Origin of the sequence: Propioniciclava sp. MC1683 (assembly GCF_014164675.1) — a bacterium.
Classification (GTDB): Bacteria; Actinomycetota; Actinomycetes; order Propionibacteriales; family Propionibacteriaceae; genus Propioniciclava.
Genome location: NZ_JACJFX010000004.1, coordinates 108,255 through 123,829, shown reverse-complemented (window position 1 = coordinate 123,829; position 15,575 = coordinate 108,255). Strand labels below are relative to the sequence as shown.

Below are 15,575 nucleotides of genomic sequence, written 5' to 3'. Positions count from 1 at the left end.
CCATGACGTTGCGGCTCCTCGTCTTGGTCTCCGGTGCGGGGACCCTGCTGCAGGCACTGCTCGACGCGCAGGCGTCCGGTGACCTCGCGGCCGAGGTCGTCGCCGTCGGCGCCGACCGTCCCGGCATCGAGGGCCTGGCCCGTGCCGAGCGGGCCGGCGTCCCCACCTTCGTCGTGCGGCTCGGCGACTTCGCCGAGCGGGCCGACTGGGACGCCGCCCTCACCGAGGCCTGCGCCGCCCACACCCCCGACCTGGTGGTCAGCGCCGGCTTCATGAAGCTGTGCGGCCCGGCGTTCCTCGACCGCTTCGCCGGCCGCTTCGTCAATACGCACCCCGCCCTGCTGCCCAGCTTCCCCGGCGCCCACGGCGTCCGGGACGCGCTGGCCCACGGCGTGAAGGTCACCGGCTGCACGATCTTCGAGGTGGACGCCGGGGTCGACACCGGCCGCATCCTCGACCAGGTGGCCGTCCGGGTGGAGCCCGGGGACACCGAGGACACCCTGCACGAACGCATCAAGGTCGCCGAGCGCCGCCTGCTCGTCGACACCGTGAACGCGCTCGCCGCGGCGCGCAACTGAGGAAGAAGGAACATGGATCGCATCGCCATCCGCCGGGCCCTGGTCTCGGTGTACGACAAGACCGGCCTGGCCGACCTGGGTCGCGCCCTGGCTGACGCCGGCGTCGAGGTCGTCTCCACCGGCGGGTCGTACAAGCTGCTCGCCGAGGCGGGCGTGCCGGTGACGGAGGTCTCGGAGCTGACCGGATTCCCCGAGTGCCTCGACGGGCGCGTGAAGACGCTGCACCCGCGCGTGCACGCCGGGATCCTGGCCGACCGCCGCCTCGACAGCCACGTGGCGCAGCTGGGTGAGCTCGGCGTCGAGCCCTTCGACCTGGTCGTCAGCAACCTCTACCCGTTCACGCAGACGGTCGCCTCCGGCGCCTCGCCGGACGAGTGCGTCGAGCAGATCGACATCGGCGGGCCCTCGATGGTGCGTGCGGCCGCGAAGAACCACCCGAGCGTGGCGATCATCACCTCGCCCGAGCAGTACGGGCAGCTGACCGAGGCGCTCGCTGCCGGCGGCTTCACCCTCGAGCAGCGCAAGGCGCTCGCCGCGGCCGCGTTCGTGCACACGGCCACCTACGACGTCGCGGTGGCCTCGTGGATGGGCAACGTCCTGACCGACTCCTCCGACGGCGACGGGTTCCCGGCGTGGGTCGGCGCGACCTGGTCGAAGGCCGGGTCGCTGCGCTACGGCGAGAACAGCCACCAGCCCGCCGCGCTGTACCGCAACGGCCACGGGGCCGACGGCATCGCCCAGGCCGAGCAGCTGCACGGCAAGGAGATGAGCTACAACAACTACACCGACGGCGACGCCGCCTACCGCGCGGCGTACGACTTCGCCGAGCCCGCGGTGGCGATCATCAAGCACGCCAACCCGTGCGGCATCGCGGTCGGCGCCGACATCGCCGAGGCCCACCGCCGCGCCCACGCCTGCGACCCGGTCTCGGCGTTCGGCGGGGTCATCGCGGCGAACCGTCCGGTGAGCGTGGCCATGGCCGAGCAGGTCGCCGAGGTGTTCACCGAGGTGATCATCGCCCCCGGCTACGAGGACGGTGCTGTCGAGGTCCTCAACCGCAAGAAGAACATCCGCATCCTCGTCGCGCCCGACTACCCCGGAGGCGGCGTCGAGCTCAAGCCGATCACCGGCGGCATGCTCATGCAGCACGCCGACACCATCGAGGCCGACGGCGACGACCCCGCGAACTGGACCCTCGCGGCCGGCGACGCCGTCGACGAGGCCACGCTGGCCGACCTCGCCTTCGCGTGGCGCGCGTGCCGGGCCGTGAAGTCGAACGCCATCCTGCTCGCCTCCGACGGGGCGTCGGTGGGCGTGGGCATGGGCCAGGTCAACCGCGTCGACTCCTGCAAGCTGGCCGTGGAGCGCGCGGGCGAGCGCGCCGCCGGCAGCGTGGCGGCGTCCGATGCGTTCTTCCCGTTCAGCGACGGGCCGGCCATCCTCATCGACGGTGGGGTGAAGGCGATCGTCCAGCCCGGTGGGTCGGTGCGCGACGACGAGACCATCGCCCTGTGCCGGGACAAGGGCGTCGCCCTCTACTTCACCGGCACCCGCCACTTCTTCCACTGATCGGACGCTGACATGACCGCACAGAAGCTGGACGGGGTGGCCACCGCCGCCGCGATCAAGACCGAGCTGACCACCCGCGTGGCCGCGCTGCGCGAGCGGGGCGTCGTGCCCGGGCTGGCCACCGTGCTGGTCGGGGAGGACCCGGCCTCGCAGAACTACGTGCGCATGAAGCACCGTGACTGCGAGCAGGTGGGGATCTCCTCGATCCGGGTCGAGCTGCCCGCCGACGCCACGGCCGCGCAGGTCGAGGAGGCGATCCGGGGGCTGAACGCCGACGACGCCTGCACGGGTTACATCGTGCAGCTGCCGATCCCGAAGCACCTCGACGAGAACTGGGCGCTGTCGCTGATCGACCCCGACAAGGACGCCGACGGCCTGCACCCCATCAACCTCGGACGCCTCGTGCTCAACGAGCCCGCCACCCTGCCGTGCACCCCGCGCGGCATCGTCGAGCTGGTCCGGCGCCACGGCGTGGGGTGGAAGGGCGCCGAGGTCGTGGTCGTCGGCCGCGGCATCACGGTGGGTCGCCCCCTGGGCCTGATCCTGACGCGCCGCTCCGAGAACGCCACGGTGACCCTGTGCCACACCGGCACCCGCGACCTGGCCGACCACACCCGCCGGGCCGACATCGTGGTGGCGGCCGCCGGGGTCCCCGGCATGGTCACCGCCGACATGATCCGCGAGGGTGCGGTCTGCCTCGACGTCGGCGTCAGCCGCGTCGACGGCAAGACCGTGGGTGACCTGGCCCCCGACGTCTGGGACAAGGCCGCGTGGGTCACCCCCAACCCGGGCGGGGTCGGGCCGATGACCCGCGCGATGCTGCTGTCGAACGTCGTGGACCGCGCGGAGGCGCTGGTAGCGTCCGGTTCGTGAGCCACGCCGACCCCGGGGGCCCCTGGTCGCCCGCCCAGGGGCCGCGGGCCCCGCGCCCGTGGTACCAGCTCGTCCTCGGCCAGTGGCCACTGTTCGTGGTGCTCGTCGGCATCTCGGTGGGGCTGGCGTGGGTGGGGCTGAGCCACTGGAAGCGCGGGTCGTTCACCATCGGGGCCACGTTCGTCGTCGCCACGCTGCTCCGGGCGTTCCTGCCCGAGGACCGGGTCGGCCTGCTCAACGTGCGCAAGCGGTGGGTGGACGTCGTCTGCCTCGGCCTGCTCGGCGCCGGCATCGTCACGCTGTCGCTGGTGGTCCCCCCGCAGCCGTGAGCCGCTGTGCGGCCAGCCAGGCCGTGGTCACGGCCGCGATGCCGGCCCCGGCGGCGAGCGCGATCCAGGCGGGGCCGACCAGCGACAGCACGGCGATCACGTAGGGCGACAGGAACCCGATGTAGGTCAGGCAGTAGGTCACCGCGGTCGTCGCCGCCATGAGTTCCTGCGGCGTGTTGAGCTCGACCGTGGTCATGCAGCCCACCAGGACCAGCCCGTGGGCGGAGCCCAGCACCACGGCGATGAGCGGCAGCCACCACCACGCCGGCCACAGCGCTGCGGCGGTCGCGAGGCCCATGCCGAGCGCCGTGACCCCCATGCCGAGGGCGGTCACCCGGCCCGGGTGGCTGGTCGCCCACCGCTTCGTCGACGGCTGAAGCAGCACCGACGTGCCCAGCGTGAGGCCGGCGAGCGCGCCGGCGGCGGCGATCCGCGGCAGCCCGGGGAGCGGTCCGATCACCGAGGGCATGACCGCGAACGACACCGAGGCGCAGCCGAACACCCACGGCGCCGTGAGCAGCACGGCGCGCAGGAACCAGCCCTGGGTCACGTGCCGGACCACGCGCCCCACCGAGGGGGTGGGGTGGTCACCCCGGTCGAGCTCGGGCAGGTTCCAGACCAGGACGGTCGCGACCGCCTGGACGACCAGGTGGAGGGCGTAGGTGAGGTGGAGCGGGGCCGGCAGCCACTGTGCGGCGATGCCGGCGGCCAGGGGGCCCAGCGCGAACCCGCCGGTCAGGGCCAGGGCCGCCCGGCGCGCGCCGGTGCCGGGCACCTCACCGGCGGAGAGCTCCTTCATCCACGCGGTACCGGGCCCCATCGCGAAGCCGATCCCGACCCCGCCGACCACGCGCCCGGCGGCCAGCAGCCACGGGGCGTCCGCACCCGCCAGCAGGAGGAGGGACCCGAGCAGCATCAGGACGGTGGAGATGCGCAGCATCGGGCGCTTGCCGTGGTGCTGGCTCCACCACGCGGCCACCAGCAGGGCGGGCACGAGGCCGGCCACGTAGACGGCGAACATGCCGGTGACGGCCTGTTCCGTCAGGCCCCGCTCGGCCCGGTAGACCAGCAGCATGGGGGCGAACTGGTTCGCGCCCCAGCCGGCCGCCACGAGCGCTGCGGCCAGGCGGTGCCACGGCTGGGCCACGCGGGTCACCTCATCGGAAGTCGCGGTAGAAGTACTGCCCCTCATCCTGCCCCGCCTCGACCCGCTGCGCCTCGGCGGCGCGCAGTTCGACCCGGCGGATCTTCGAGCTGATCGTCTTCGGCAGCGCCTGCGTGAACTCGATGATGCGCACCAGCTGGTAGCCGTTGAGGTGCTCGCGACAGTGCGCGAACACGGACGCCGCGACCTCGCGGCCGCCTTCGTGCCCGCCCGCGAGCGTCACGTAGGCCTTCGGGACGGCACCGCGCACCTCGTCGGGGGAGGGCACCACGGCGCACTCGGCCACGGCCGGGTGCAGCATGAGCGCGCTCTCCAGCTCGAAGGGCGAGATCTTGTAGTCGGACGCCTTGAACACGTCGTCGGCGCGGCCCACGTAGGTGATGTAGCCGTCCTCGTCCCGGGTGCCGATGTCACCGGTGTGGTAGTACCCGCCGCGGCAGGCCTCGGCGGTCAGCTCGGGCGCCTCGTAGTAGCCGCCCATCAGGCCGGCGTGGTGGTAGGACAGGTCGAGGCAGATCTCGCCCTCGCCGGCGCCCTCCACCAGCTCGTCGGTGTTGGGGTCGACCAGGACGACGCGGTAGCCGGGCATGGGGCGTCCCATCGCGCCGGTCTTGACCGGCTGGCCGGGGGAGTTGCCGATGCAGCACGTCATCTCGGTCTGGCCGTACCCGTCGCGGATGGTGTTGTGCCACGCGTCGCGGACCTTGTTGATCACCTCGGGGTTGAGTGCCTCGCCGGCGCCCACGAGCTCGCGCGGCGGGCGGGACAGGCGGGTCAGGTCGGCCTGGATCAGCATGCGCCACACCGTGGGGGGAGCACAGAAGCTCGAGACCTGGTGGGTGTCCATCACCTTAAGCAGCCGCTCGGCGCTGAACCGCTCGTAGTTGAGGATGAACACCGTCGCCTGCGCCAGGAAGGGGGAGAAGAAGTTGCTCCACGCGTGCTTGCCCCAGCCCGGCGAGGAGATGTTCAGGTGCACGTCGCCGGGGCTCACGCCGAGCCAGTACATGGTCGACAGGTGGGCGACGGGGTAGGAGACCTGCGTGTGCCGCACGAGCTTCGGGCGCGCCGTCGTGCCCGAGGTGAAGTACAGCAGCGACGTCGCGTCGGCCGGGGTCGGCCCGGCCGGGGTGAAGGCCTCGGACGCCCCGAACGAGGCTCCCCAGCGCTCCCAGCCCTCGGGGGCGGGCTCGTCGTGGGCCCACGTGGCGGGCACGGCGATCTTCAGGGTGTCGGCCCGGGCGAGGTCGAACCGGTCGGCGAGCGTCACTGGGGCGATGGCGAACCGGGCGTCGGCGGTCGCGATGCGCCAGGCCACGTCCTCGTCGTTGAGCAGGGTCGAGGTGGGGATCGCCACCGCGCCGACCTTCATCAGCGCCATGAGGATCTCCCACAGCTCGATGGTGTTGTTCAGCATCACGACCATCTTGTCGCCGGGGCGCATGCCCAGGTCCACGAGCCACGAGGCGACCTGGTCGGAGCGACGGGCCAGCTCTCCGTAGGACCACGAGTGCGTCTCGCCCGTGGCCTCCTCGACGATCGTCACGGCGGCGCGGTCGGGGTGCTCGCCGGCGACCACGTCGAACCACTCGAGGGCGAAGTTGAACTCCTCCAGCCGCGGCCAGGCGAAGTCGCGCACGACGGTGTCGTAGTCGTGGGGGTGGTGCAGGAGGAAGTCGCGGGCGGCGCGGACGGCGTCCGTGGCGGAGGTTGCGGGGCGGCCGGCGTAGGTCATGGGCGTCACTCTAGGGCTTCAACCTACGGGCCCGTAGGTTGTGCCACGGGTTGGCGCGCCCCGGCCCCGCGGACGCCCACCGACCACTACCCTCCCGCCATGGAGAGCGCGCGGACCCGGGGCTGGGAGCGGTACCTCCCGGGCCTGGCCGTGCTGCGGAACTACGACCGGGCCTGGCTGCGGCCCGACGTCATGGCCGGCCTCACCGTGACGGCCTACCTCGTCCCCCAGGTGATGGCGTACGCCCAGATCGCGGGTCTACCGCCGGTCGTGGGGCTGTGGGGGATGCTGGCGCCGCTGGCGATCTACGCGCTCGTCGGGTCCTCGCGCCAGCTGTCGGTCGGACCCGAGTCGACCACGGCTCTGATGACCGCGGCTGCGCTGGGGGTCGTCACGGCGTCCATCGGGCCCGAGCGCTGGGCCGACGCGGCCGCGGTGCTCGCGCTGGCCGTCGGCCTCGTCGGCCTGCTGGGGTGGGTGGCCCGCCTGGGGTTCCTGGCCACGCTGCTCTCCAAGCCGGTGCTGCAGGGCTACCTCATCGGGGTCGCGGTCCTGATGATCTCCTCGCAGCTGGGCCGGGTCACGAAGCTGGACGTCACCGGCGACGGCCCCATCGAGGAGGTCGCCTCCCTCGCGGCGCAGGTGGGCGCCGTTCACCTCCCCTCCGTCGGGATGGCCGCGGCCGTGCTCGTCGCCGTGTTCGCGCTCAAGGCGTGGCGGCCGCGCTGGCCCGGGCCGCTGCTGGTCATGCTGGCCGCGGGCGGGGTGGCGGCGCTGCCGGCCGTGGCCGGCTGGGGGCTGGTCACGATCGGGGAGGTGCCGTTGGGCCTGCCCCTCCCGCGCCTGCCCGACTTCGCCGGCATCGACCTGCTGGCGGTCCTGCCGTGGGCCGTGGGAATCGCGCTGGTCGGCTACTCCGACAACGTGCTGACCGGGCGTGCGTTCGCCGCCCGCCGCCACGAGGACATCGACGCGGGGCAGGAACTGCTCGCGCTCGGGGCCACCAACCTCGCGGCGGGCCTGACCCAGGCCTTCCCGGTGAGCTCGAGCGGCAGCCGCACCGTGCTCGGCGACGCCGTCGGCAGCCGCACCCAGGCGCACTCGCTGGTGGCGCTGGCCGGGGTCGTCCTCGTGCTGCTCGCCGCCGGCCCGGTGCTGTCCACGTTCCCCAGCGCGGCGATGGGCGCCATCATCATCTTCGCCGCGACCCGGCTCGTGGACGGGGCGGCCCTGGCCCGCATCGCCCGCTTCCGGCGCAGCGAGGTCGTGCTCACGGCCGCCACCGCCATCGGCGTCGTGGTGCTGGGCGTGCTCGGGGGCATCGGGGTCGCGGTGGCGCTCAGCATCCTGGACGTCATCCGGCGGATCGCCCAGCCGCACGACGGCGTCCTCGGCTTCGTGCCCGACGTGGCCGGCATGCACGACATCGACGACCACCCGGGGGCCACCCAGGTCGAGGGCCTGCTGGTGTTCCGCTACGACGCGCCGCTCTTCTTCGCCAACGCCGCCAACTTCGTCCAGCGGGCGCGTCTGGCCCTCGACGAGGCCGACGGCCCGGTGCGGTGGTTCCTGCTGAACGCCGAGGCCAACATCGACCCCGACCTCACCGCCGTGGACGCGCTGGAGGAGTTGCGCTCCGACCTGGAGTCCCGGGGGATCACCTTCGCGCTCGCGCGCGTCAAGGCCGAGGTGCTGGAGCTGTTCGACAAGGCCGGGCTGCTCGCCGCGGTGGGTCCGGAGAACGTCCACGCGACCCTGCCCACGGCCGTGGCCGCCTACGCGGAGGCCTTCACCGCGGCGGAGGGACGCCCGCCCGCCGGCCTGCCCACCCGTCGCTGAGTCAGAACCCCGAGGCGTTGACCGGGGGCAGGGCCGTGCGGAACAACGCCGACAGCGCGTCCACCTCGGACGCCGGGCCCGTCACCTGCCCCGCGGCGGCCAGCACGTGGGCGTCCACGAGGCCGAGGTAGAGGCTGCCCAGGGCCCGGACGTCGAGGCGTAGGTGCGCGCCGGACGCCGGGGCCACCTCGGCCCGCCCGTCGCGGACCACGAGCCGGTACGACCCCGAGGCCAGCCCCTGCGCGTCGTCGACGGTGAAGCTGACCTCACCGTCGGACTCGAACGCGCGCACGCCCAGGGCGCGGGGCACGTCCAGGACCCGGAGCCACGTGTAGTCCCCGCTCCCGGTGACCTTGAGGCGGTGCGGGTCCGCCAGGGCCCAGGGCAGGGCCGTGGTGGGGGGCAGCCGCCGCACCACGACCTTCTCCACCAGGTCGATCGCCCCGAGGAACTGCCACAGGCCCAACTCCGCCTCGGCGTTGGCGGCGAGCAGGTCGAGCACCCGCAGCTGCGACCCGTTCTCCTCGAACAGGTAGGAGACCGCGCCGTCGGGGCGCCCGTCGGCGCCCAGGTGCACGGCGCTGCGGACGTCGTGGTTCGGGCCGTTCTTGTCGAAGTCCCACTCGCCCGACAGGTAGGGGTCGTAGAACGCCAGGCGCTGGTGCGACCCGCGGTGCGTCGCGTGGAAGGTGTCGAAGACCTCCCGGCGCGCCGCCACGGACGCCGCGGGCGTGGCCAGCTCGACCCGGGGCTCGATGTCGCGGGTCAGTTGGAACCGGGGGCCCGTGTCGAGCTCGGCGCGGGTGCACGTCGTCGCCACGCCGAACCCGAACCGGCCGTAGATGCCGCCCTCGGTCACGGTCAGGGCCGCGAGGGACAGGTCCTCGTCGCGGGCGCGGCGCAGGGCGTCACCCATGAGCCGGGTCAGCAACCCGCGGCGGCGGTGGGTGGTGCGCACGGTGACGTCGGTGATGAAGCAGGCCGGCTCGAGGTGCCCGGCGCCGGTGTTGATGGTCTGGGTCGTGGTGGCGAACGTGCCGACGGGGACGTCGGCGCCCAGCCCGAAGGCCGGGGAGGCCGCGTACGCGCCGTCGAGGCGCCAGCCGTCACGGACGATGTCGGCCCGCCAGCGGGTGAACGCCTCGTCCTGGGCGCGGCCCTGGCCGAAGCCCAGGCCGACCGCCTCGAACCAGCCGCGGAGCTCGTCGTCGCCGACGTCGGAGGGGGTGAAGCTGCGGTGGTCGATCTGCACCCTGCCACCTTAGCCAGTCGCCGTGGCGGTAGGCTCCGCGCCGTGACGAACGCTCCCAGCAAGCAGCCCGAGCAGCAGGCCCCGCCGGTCCAGAAGCTCCAGGTGCGCTACGCCAAGCGCGGCCGCGCCCGCTTCACCAGCCACCGCGACTTCAGCCGCGCCTTCGAGCGTGCGCTGCGCCGGGCGGGCGTCCCCATGGCCTACAGCTCCGGCTACAACCCCCACCAGCGGGTGTCGTTCGCGAACGCGTCCCCGACCGGCGCGGCCACCGAGGCCGAGTACCTCGAGATCGGGCTGCGCGAGGTCGCCGACCCCGAGGCCGTGCGGGTCGCCCTCGACGCGGCGCTGCCCGACGGGCTGCACGTCCTCGAGGTGGTGCCGGCGCCGCCGGGCGGCATCGCAGACCGGCTCACGGCGTCCGCGTGGCAGATCGGGGTCACGGGGGTGCCGCGCGCGGTGCTCGACCGTGCCGTGGCCGCCCTGCTGGCCGCCGAGGTGGTGGAGGTCCAGCGCATGACCAAGACCGGCATGCGCACCTTCGACGCCCGCGAGGCGATCATCGGCCTCGAGGTGGCCGACGACGCCACGCTGCGCCTGGTCTCCCGCCACGGGACGCCGCTGGTGCGGCCCGACGACGTCCTGCAGGCCCTCGGGCAGGTCGAGGAGGGCTTCGTCCCGACCGACCCGCCCCTGCTCACTCGGCTGGCCCAGGGCGAGTGGGACGGCACCCGGATCGTGGGTCCCTTCGAGGCTCGCCCGTCCGACTAGCTGGGGTTTCGGCACGGGGTGTGGAACAATGAGCGACAGGTTGGACGCCGCCACCGGCGCCCGACCGGGCGCCAGGCCGCGACGAATGTGAGCCCTCGACCGCGGCGGGTTCCCGAGAAAACCGCAAGCTTTGGCACGCCCCGGCCGTACGGTCGCCGCGTGCCCCATGTCCGGCAGGTCCGCCTGCCGTGTGAGGAGAGCACATGCTCGATTCGGATGTCCCGACCGGCGCTACCCCCGAGTCCGCCGACTCCGCCCCCGCGACACCGCCGCGCCGTCGCCGGCGCGCCGCGAGCCGCCCGGCCGGCCCGCCCAAGGAGATAGCGCCCACCCCGGCGCCCGCCGAGATCGCACCGCCCGCCGCCGAGCCCGAGTCCGTGGAGGCCGAGTGGGCCGAGGTCGCCGGCGAGCCCGTCGCGGAGGCCACCCCGCTCGAGGAGGAGGCCGTCGCCGACACCGACGACGCCGTCGAGGAGGAGGCTCCCGTCGAGGACGCCGCCGCCGAGGCCGTGGAGGGTGACGAGCCCGCCGAGGAGGCCGAGGAGCCGGCCGTCGACGAGTCCGTCGAGCCCCAGCCGGAACCCGAGCCCGAGCCGGCCCCCGCCCCCCGCCGCCGCACGTCCCGCCGCCGCACGCGCGCGACGCAGCCCGAGCCCCAGCCCGAGGCGGACGCCGAGGGCGCCGACCCCGTTGCCGAGGGCCTGGCCCAGCTGAGCGCCGAGCACCAGCACGACGCCACCGCCGACGCCATCGACCCCGACGACGTCTCCGCCGCCCTCCAGGACCTGGCCGCCGCGATCAGCGGCGACGCCGGTGACGAGGAGGCCGCCGACGAGGCCGAGGACGGCGACGACTCAGACTCCGACGACTCCACCGACGCCGAGGGCGCCGACGACGGCGACGACTCCGACGACGCGGCCCCGCGCCGCCGCCGGCGCCGCCGTGGTGGCCGCCGCCGCCGTCGGGGCTCCGACTCCGAGGACCGCTCCGAGGACGGCGACGACTCCGACGCCGACGACTCGGGCGACGACCAGGCCGAGGGCTCGGCGTCCGAGGACGACGACAGCGACGCCGACGACGAGAACGGCGAGGGCGAGGAGGCGACGCCCAGCAGCGGCCGCCGCCGCCGTCGCCGCCGCCGCCGCGGTGAGGACACCGGGACCGAGGGCGCCGAGGACGGCGTCGACGTCGTGGTGAAGGTGCGCGAGCCGCGCGCCAGCCGCAGCCGTGGCGGGTCCGAGAGCGCCGCCGACCAGATCACCGGCATCGAGGGCTCCACCCGCATGGAGGCCAAGCGCCAGCGCCGCCGCGAGGGGCGCGCCGCCGGCCGCCGCCGGGCTCCGATCCTGTCCGAGGCCGAGTTCCTGGCCCGCCGCGAGTCGGTCGACCGGCAGATGCTGATCCGCCAGGCCGACGACTACACGCAGATCGCGGTGATGGAGGACGGCGTCCTCGTCGAGCACTACGTCGACCGCGCCAGCTCCGCCTCGCTGATCGGCAACGTGTACCTGGGCCGCGTGCAGAACGTGCTGCCCAGCATGGAGGCCGCGTTCATCGACATCGGCCGCGGCCGCAACGCCGTGCTGTACGCCGGCGAGGTCGACTGGGAGACGTTCGGCGTGACCGGCGACGACCGCAAGGTCGAGAAGGTCCTGAAGTCGGGGCAGGCGATTCTGGTGCAGGTCACCAAGGACCCGATCGGCGCCAAGGGGGCGCGCCTGACCGCGAACATCTCGATCCCCGGCCGCTACGTGGTCTACTGCCCGGGCGGCCAGCTGTCCGGCATCTCCCGCAAGCTGCCCGAGAACGAGCGCAACCGCCTCAAGGGCATCCTCGACGAGGCCGTCGGCGACGACGCCTCGGTGATCGTCCGCACCGCCGCCGAGGGCGCCTCGCAGGAGGAGCTCGAGCGCGACGTCAGCCGCCTCAAGGCGCAGTGGGAGGTCATCGAGAAGAAGGTCAAGCAGGGCTCCGCCCCGCAGCAGCTCTACACCGAGCCCGACCTGACCGTCCGCATCGTGCGTGACCTGTTCACCGAGGACTTCACCAAGCTCATCGTCGACGGCAACGGCGAGGGCGAGGACGCCTGGGACACCATGGAGGCCTACGTCACCCACGTGGCACCGCACCTGGCCGAGCGCCTGCGCCGCTGGGACCGCGCGACCGAGGGCGACATCTTCGAGAAGTTCCGCGTGCACGAGCAGGTCGCCAAGGCGCTGGAGCGCAAGGTGCACCTGCCCTCGGGCGGCTCGCTGATCATCGACCGCACCGAGGCCATGACGGTGGTCGACGTCAACACCGGCAAGTTCACCGGCACCCAGGGCAACCTCGAGGCGACGGTCACGTCGAACAACCTCGAGGCGGCCGAGGAGATCGTGCGCCAGCTGCGCCTGCGCGACATCGGCGGCATCATCGTGATCGACTTCATCGACATGGTCCTGCCCGCCAACCGTGAACTGCTGCTGCGCCGCCTCGTCGAGTGCCTGGGCCGCGACCGCACCCGCCACCAGGTGGCAGAGGTCACGTCGCTGGGTCTGGTCCAGATGACGCGCAAGCGGATCGGCACCGGCCTCGCCGAGGCGTTCACCGTCCAGTGCGAGACCTGCAAGGGCCGCGGCTACCACACCCACGAGGCCCCGGTCGCCGACCAGGCGCCGGCCGACGGTGGCGACCGTGACCCGAACGGACGCCGTGGCGCCCGGTCGCGCGGAGGCCGGTCGCGGGGCGGCCGCTCCGAGTCCTCGCCGTCGTCGCCCACCGAGGCGCCCGCCGAGCCAGCGGCCCACGCCGAGGCCCCGGGCGAGCAGGTCGACACCGCGGGTCCCGCGGAGTCCTGACGCGTTGACGTGGGCGTCGGCCCGGCTCAGGCCGGGTCGGCGTCCAGCGCCGCCCGGAGGGCGTCTGCCGACGGGTTGACCAGCACCCGGTCGCCGACGAGCGCGGTGGGGGTGAGCTCGTTGCCGTCGTTGTGCGTGCGCACCGCGGCGTTGGCCTCGGGGTCGGCCCACACGTTGACCCAGGTGACGCGCGGGTCGCCGCCGACCGCGCGGAGGAGGAGCTCGCAGAAGGCACAGCCGGGCTTCCAGAGCACCACGGCGTGGCCGGGTGCCACCCGTCCCTGCGCCTGCGACCACGGGGTGTGGCGTCCGGTGCGCAGCTGGGGCAGCACGAGGGCCGCCCCGAGGGCGAGCACCAACCCGGCGACGACGAGCCCGCGGACCGGGTCCTCCCGCCCGAGGAGCGTCCCCGCGGTGACTGCCGCGAGGACCACCACCCCGGCCGTCGTGACCAGGGTGCGGGTGCGCTCCGGGCCGGCCATCACAGGACGAGCTGGCTGACCGCGTGGATCACGAGGCCGGCGAGGGCACCCACCACGGTGCCGTTGATGCGGATGAACTGCAGGTCGCGGCCCACATAGAGCTCGATGCGCTTGCTGGCGTCGCGGCCGTCCCAGCGCTGGATCGTGTGGCTGATCACCGAGCTGAGCTCGTGGCCGTAGGTGGTGACGAGCCAGGCGGCGGCGTCCGAGGCGGTGGAGTCGACGCGGTCGGCCATGGCCGGGTCGTTCTCGAGGGCCTCACCCAGCTCCTGGACGCCGCGGACCGCCCGCGCGTGCAGGTCGGAGTCGGCGTCGTCGAGGGCCGACTCGAGGCTGCGGCGCACGCTGGCCCACAGCGACACGACGGTCTGGCCGATCTGCGGGTGCGTGAGCAGGCGGGTCTTGAGCGCCTCGAACCGGGCCTGCACCGACGGGTCGGCCTGCAGGTCGCCGGCGATGCGGAGCAGCAGGTCGTCCAGCCCCTTGCGGGCCGTGTGCTCGGGGTCGTCGCGCACCGCGGAGACCCAGTCGAGGGCCTGCCAGTACAGCGCCGAGACCACCCGCTGGTTGACGAAGTGGGGCGACCACCGGGGCGCCCGCTCGTGCAGGATCGCGGTGAAGGCCTTCGGGTTCTTGGTCAGCCAGGTGTGCACCTCGCGCAGCACCAGGTCGACGAAGCCCTTGTGCGCGCGGTCGGCGACGATGGCGTCGAGCAGGGCGCCGGTCACCTGCGAGACGGGCTCGCGGTCGAGGCGGGGGAGCACCACGTCGACGGCCAGGGCGCGCACGTCGTCGTCCTTGATCCGGCCCAGCAGCGCCCGGGCGACCCGGACGCCCTCGCCCACGACCCGGCGGGCGTGGGCCTCGTCGCGCAGCCAGCGCCCACCGCGGCGGGCGAGGCCGGCGTCGGCGATGCGCTCGCGGACGACCTCCTCGGTGAGGAAGTTGGAGGCGAAGAAGGACTGCAACGAGCCGGCCAGCTCGTCCTTCTTGCGGGGGATGATCGCGGTGTGCGGGATGGGGATCCCCAACGGGTGGCGGAACAGCGCGGTCACGGCGAACCAGTCCGCCAGGGCGCCGACCATGGCCGCCTCGGACATCGTGTTCACGTAGCCCCACACGCCGCTGTGGTCGAGCCGGAGGGTGGCGAGGTAGACCACCGCGGCGAACACGAGCAGGGACAGGGCGATCGCCTTCATCCGCCGCAGGCGGGCCAGGCGGACCTCGTCGCCGGCGGTCAGGGACATCAACTGCACTCCTCAAGGTTGCCACGCCCGCGTTCTGGCACCATGGACCACCGTGTCCACCATCGTGTTCGTCCACGCCCACCCCGACGACGAGGCCAGCCAGACGTCGGGCAGCATGACCCGCCTGTCCGCCGAGGGCCACCGCGTCGTCGTGGTGTACGGCACGGGCGGCGACCACGGCACGATCCCCGACGGCCACGACGGCGACCTCGCCGAGCTGCGCCGCGCCGAGGCCGCGGCATCCGCCGAGGTGACCGGCGCCCAGCGCCTGGTCTGGCTCGACCACCTCGACTCCGGCATGACGGGCTGGGACACCAACGGCCACCCCGACGCCTTCATGAACGCTGACGTCGACACGGTGGCGCGCACGATCGCCGACGTCCTCGACGAGGAGGACGCCGACGTCGTCGTCGGCTACGACTGGCACGGCGGCTACGGCCACCCCGATCACATCCAGGTGCACCGGGTGGTGCGGCAGGCCGCGGAGCTGGCCGCTCGGCGTCCGCGGTACCTCGAGGTGACCATGAACCGGGACGCCGCCCGCCGCCTGTTCGCGCTCGCCGTCGAGGCGGGCATGGAGGGGGCGTGGGACGTCGACGCCCCCATGGACGACGGCAACCCGCTCGGGACGCCGGAGGCCGAACTGCACTGGGCCGTGGACGTCACGCCGTGGCTGGACGCCAAGCGCGCGGCCCTCGCGGCGCACGCCTCCCAGCCGGACGCCGCGGGCATGCTCGCGATGCCGGAGCAGGGGTTCGCGGCGATGATGGGCTGGGAGCACTACATCGAGCCCGGCCGCCCCGACGGGATGGTCGTGGGGTGGCCCTTCGCCGGATGAGAAACCTCTCATCTTCCCGTCAACGGATGCTCATGGTGGGCCGGTTGACTGGGGCGAGATCAA

13 protein-coding genes are annotated in these 15,575 nt (G+C 73.6%); 8 read left to right on the top strand and 5 right to left on the bottom strand.

From position 1 onward, the window contains the following. The first annotated feature begins 2 nt into the window (after nucleotides 1-2). The 4 genes from purN to H5397_RS18755 are packed head-to-tail and all read left to right on the top strand — an operon-like array spanning nucleotide 3 to nucleotide 3,349. Entirely contained in the window at nucleotides 3-578 is a 576-nt protein-coding gene (purN, locus tag H5397_RS03905; RefSeq protein WP_182814998.1) for a phosphoribosylglycinamide formyltransferase, read from the top strand. Nucleotides 579-590: 12 nt separating this feature from the next. Then, complete coding sequence (gene purH, locus H5397_RS03900; RefSeq protein WP_182814997.1) at nucleotides 591-2,147, top strand: bifunctional phosphoribosylaminoimidazolecarboxamide formyltransferase/IMP cyclohydrolase; 1,557 nt, start codon at nucleotides 591-593, stop codon at nucleotides 2,145-2,147. 12 nt (nucleotides 2,148-2,159) lie between these two features. Further along, nucleotides 2,160-3,020 (top strand): bifunctional methylenetetrahydrofolate dehydrogenase/methenyltetrahydrofolate cyclohydrolase, encoded by an 861-nt coding sequence (locus H5397_RS03895; protein ID WP_182814996.1) that lies wholly within the window; start codon nucleotides 2,160-2,162, stop codon nucleotides 3,018-3,020. Next, nucleotides 3,017-3,349 (top strand): DUF3017 domain-containing protein, encoded by a 333-nt coding sequence (locus H5397_RS18755; protein WP_182814995.1) that lies wholly within the window; start codon nucleotides 3,017-3,019, stop codon nucleotides 3,347-3,349. Before H5397_RS03895 ends, H5397_RS18755 begins: the two co-directional genes overlap by 4 nt. Here H5397_RS18755 and H5397_RS03885 read toward each other — a convergent pair. Next, entirely contained in the window at nucleotides 3,315-4,496 is a 1,182-nt protein-coding gene (locus H5397_RS03885) for an MFS transporter (RefSeq protein ID WP_182814994.1), read from the bottom strand. The genes H5397_RS18755 and H5397_RS03885 overlap by 35 nt on opposite strands. A 10-nt stretch (nucleotides 4,497-4,506) precedes the next feature. Further along, on the bottom strand, nucleotides 4,507-6,249 hold the full coding sequence (locus H5397_RS03880) for an AMP-binding protein (RefSeq protein WP_182814993.1): 1,743 nt from the start codon (nucleotides 6,247-6,249) through the stop codon (nucleotides 4,507-4,509). Nucleotides 6,250-6,348: 99 nt separating this feature from the next. Here H5397_RS03880 and H5397_RS03875 point away from each other — a divergent pair, with 99 nt between their 5' ends. Then, nucleotides 6,349-8,088 (top strand): SulP family inorganic anion transporter, encoded by a 1,740-nt coding sequence (locus H5397_RS03875; protein WP_182814992.1) that lies wholly within the window; start codon nucleotides 6,349-6,351, stop codon nucleotides 8,086-8,088. Nucleotide 8,089: 1 nt separating this feature from the next. Here the strand turns inward: H5397_RS03875 and H5397_RS03870 are convergent, their stop codons facing one another. Then, nucleotides 8,090-9,340: a GNAT family N-acetyltransferase gene (locus tag H5397_RS03870; protein WP_182814991.1), complete on the bottom strand. Its 1,251-nt coding sequence runs from the start codon at nucleotides 9,338-9,340 to the stop codon at nucleotides 8,090-8,092. A gap of 42 nt (nucleotides 9,341-9,382) precedes the next feature. On the opposite strand from H5397_RS03870, the gene H5397_RS03865 reads away from it, so the two are divergent. Both H5397_RS03865 and H5397_RS03860 read left to right on the top strand, forming a co-directional pair. Then, a complete protein-coding gene (locus tag H5397_RS03865) occupies nucleotides 9,383-10,108 on the top strand; it encodes a TIGR03936 family radical SAM-associated protein (RefSeq protein WP_182814990.1) in 726 nt (241 codons plus the stop codon). A gap of 203 nt (nucleotides 10,109-10,311) precedes the next feature. After that, complete coding sequence (locus tag H5397_RS03860) at nucleotides 10,312-12,945, top strand: Rne/Rng family ribonuclease (RefSeq protein ID WP_182814989.1); 2,634 nt, start codon at nucleotides 10,312-10,314, stop codon at nucleotides 12,943-12,945. Between the two features lie 26 nt (nucleotides 12,946-12,971). Here the strand turns inward: H5397_RS03860 and H5397_RS03855 are convergent, their stop codons facing one another. Next, nucleotides 12,972-13,427 carry a hypothetical protein gene (locus H5397_RS03855; protein WP_182814988.1) on the bottom strand — a complete coding sequence of 152 codons (456 nt, stop codon included), beginning with the start codon at nucleotides 13,425-13,427 and terminating at the stop codon, nucleotides 12,972-12,974. After that, nucleotides 13,427-14,674 (bottom strand): DUF445 domain-containing protein, encoded by a 1,248-nt coding sequence (locus tag H5397_RS03850; RefSeq protein ID WP_220491967.1) that lies wholly within the window; start codon nucleotides 14,672-14,674, stop codon nucleotides 13,427-13,429. The genes H5397_RS03855 and H5397_RS03850 overlap by 1 nt, the downstream gene beginning before the upstream one ends. A gap of 52 nt (nucleotides 14,675-14,726) precedes the next feature. Between H5397_RS03850 and H5397_RS03845 the strand changes: the two genes are divergently transcribed. Next, nucleotides 14,727-15,512, top strand: coding sequence for a PIG-L family deacetylase (locus tag H5397_RS03845; protein WP_182814987.1), 786 nt, complete (start codon nucleotides 14,727-14,729; stop codon nucleotides 15,510-15,512). The last annotated feature ends 63 nt before the right edge of the window (nucleotides 15,513-15,575 follow it).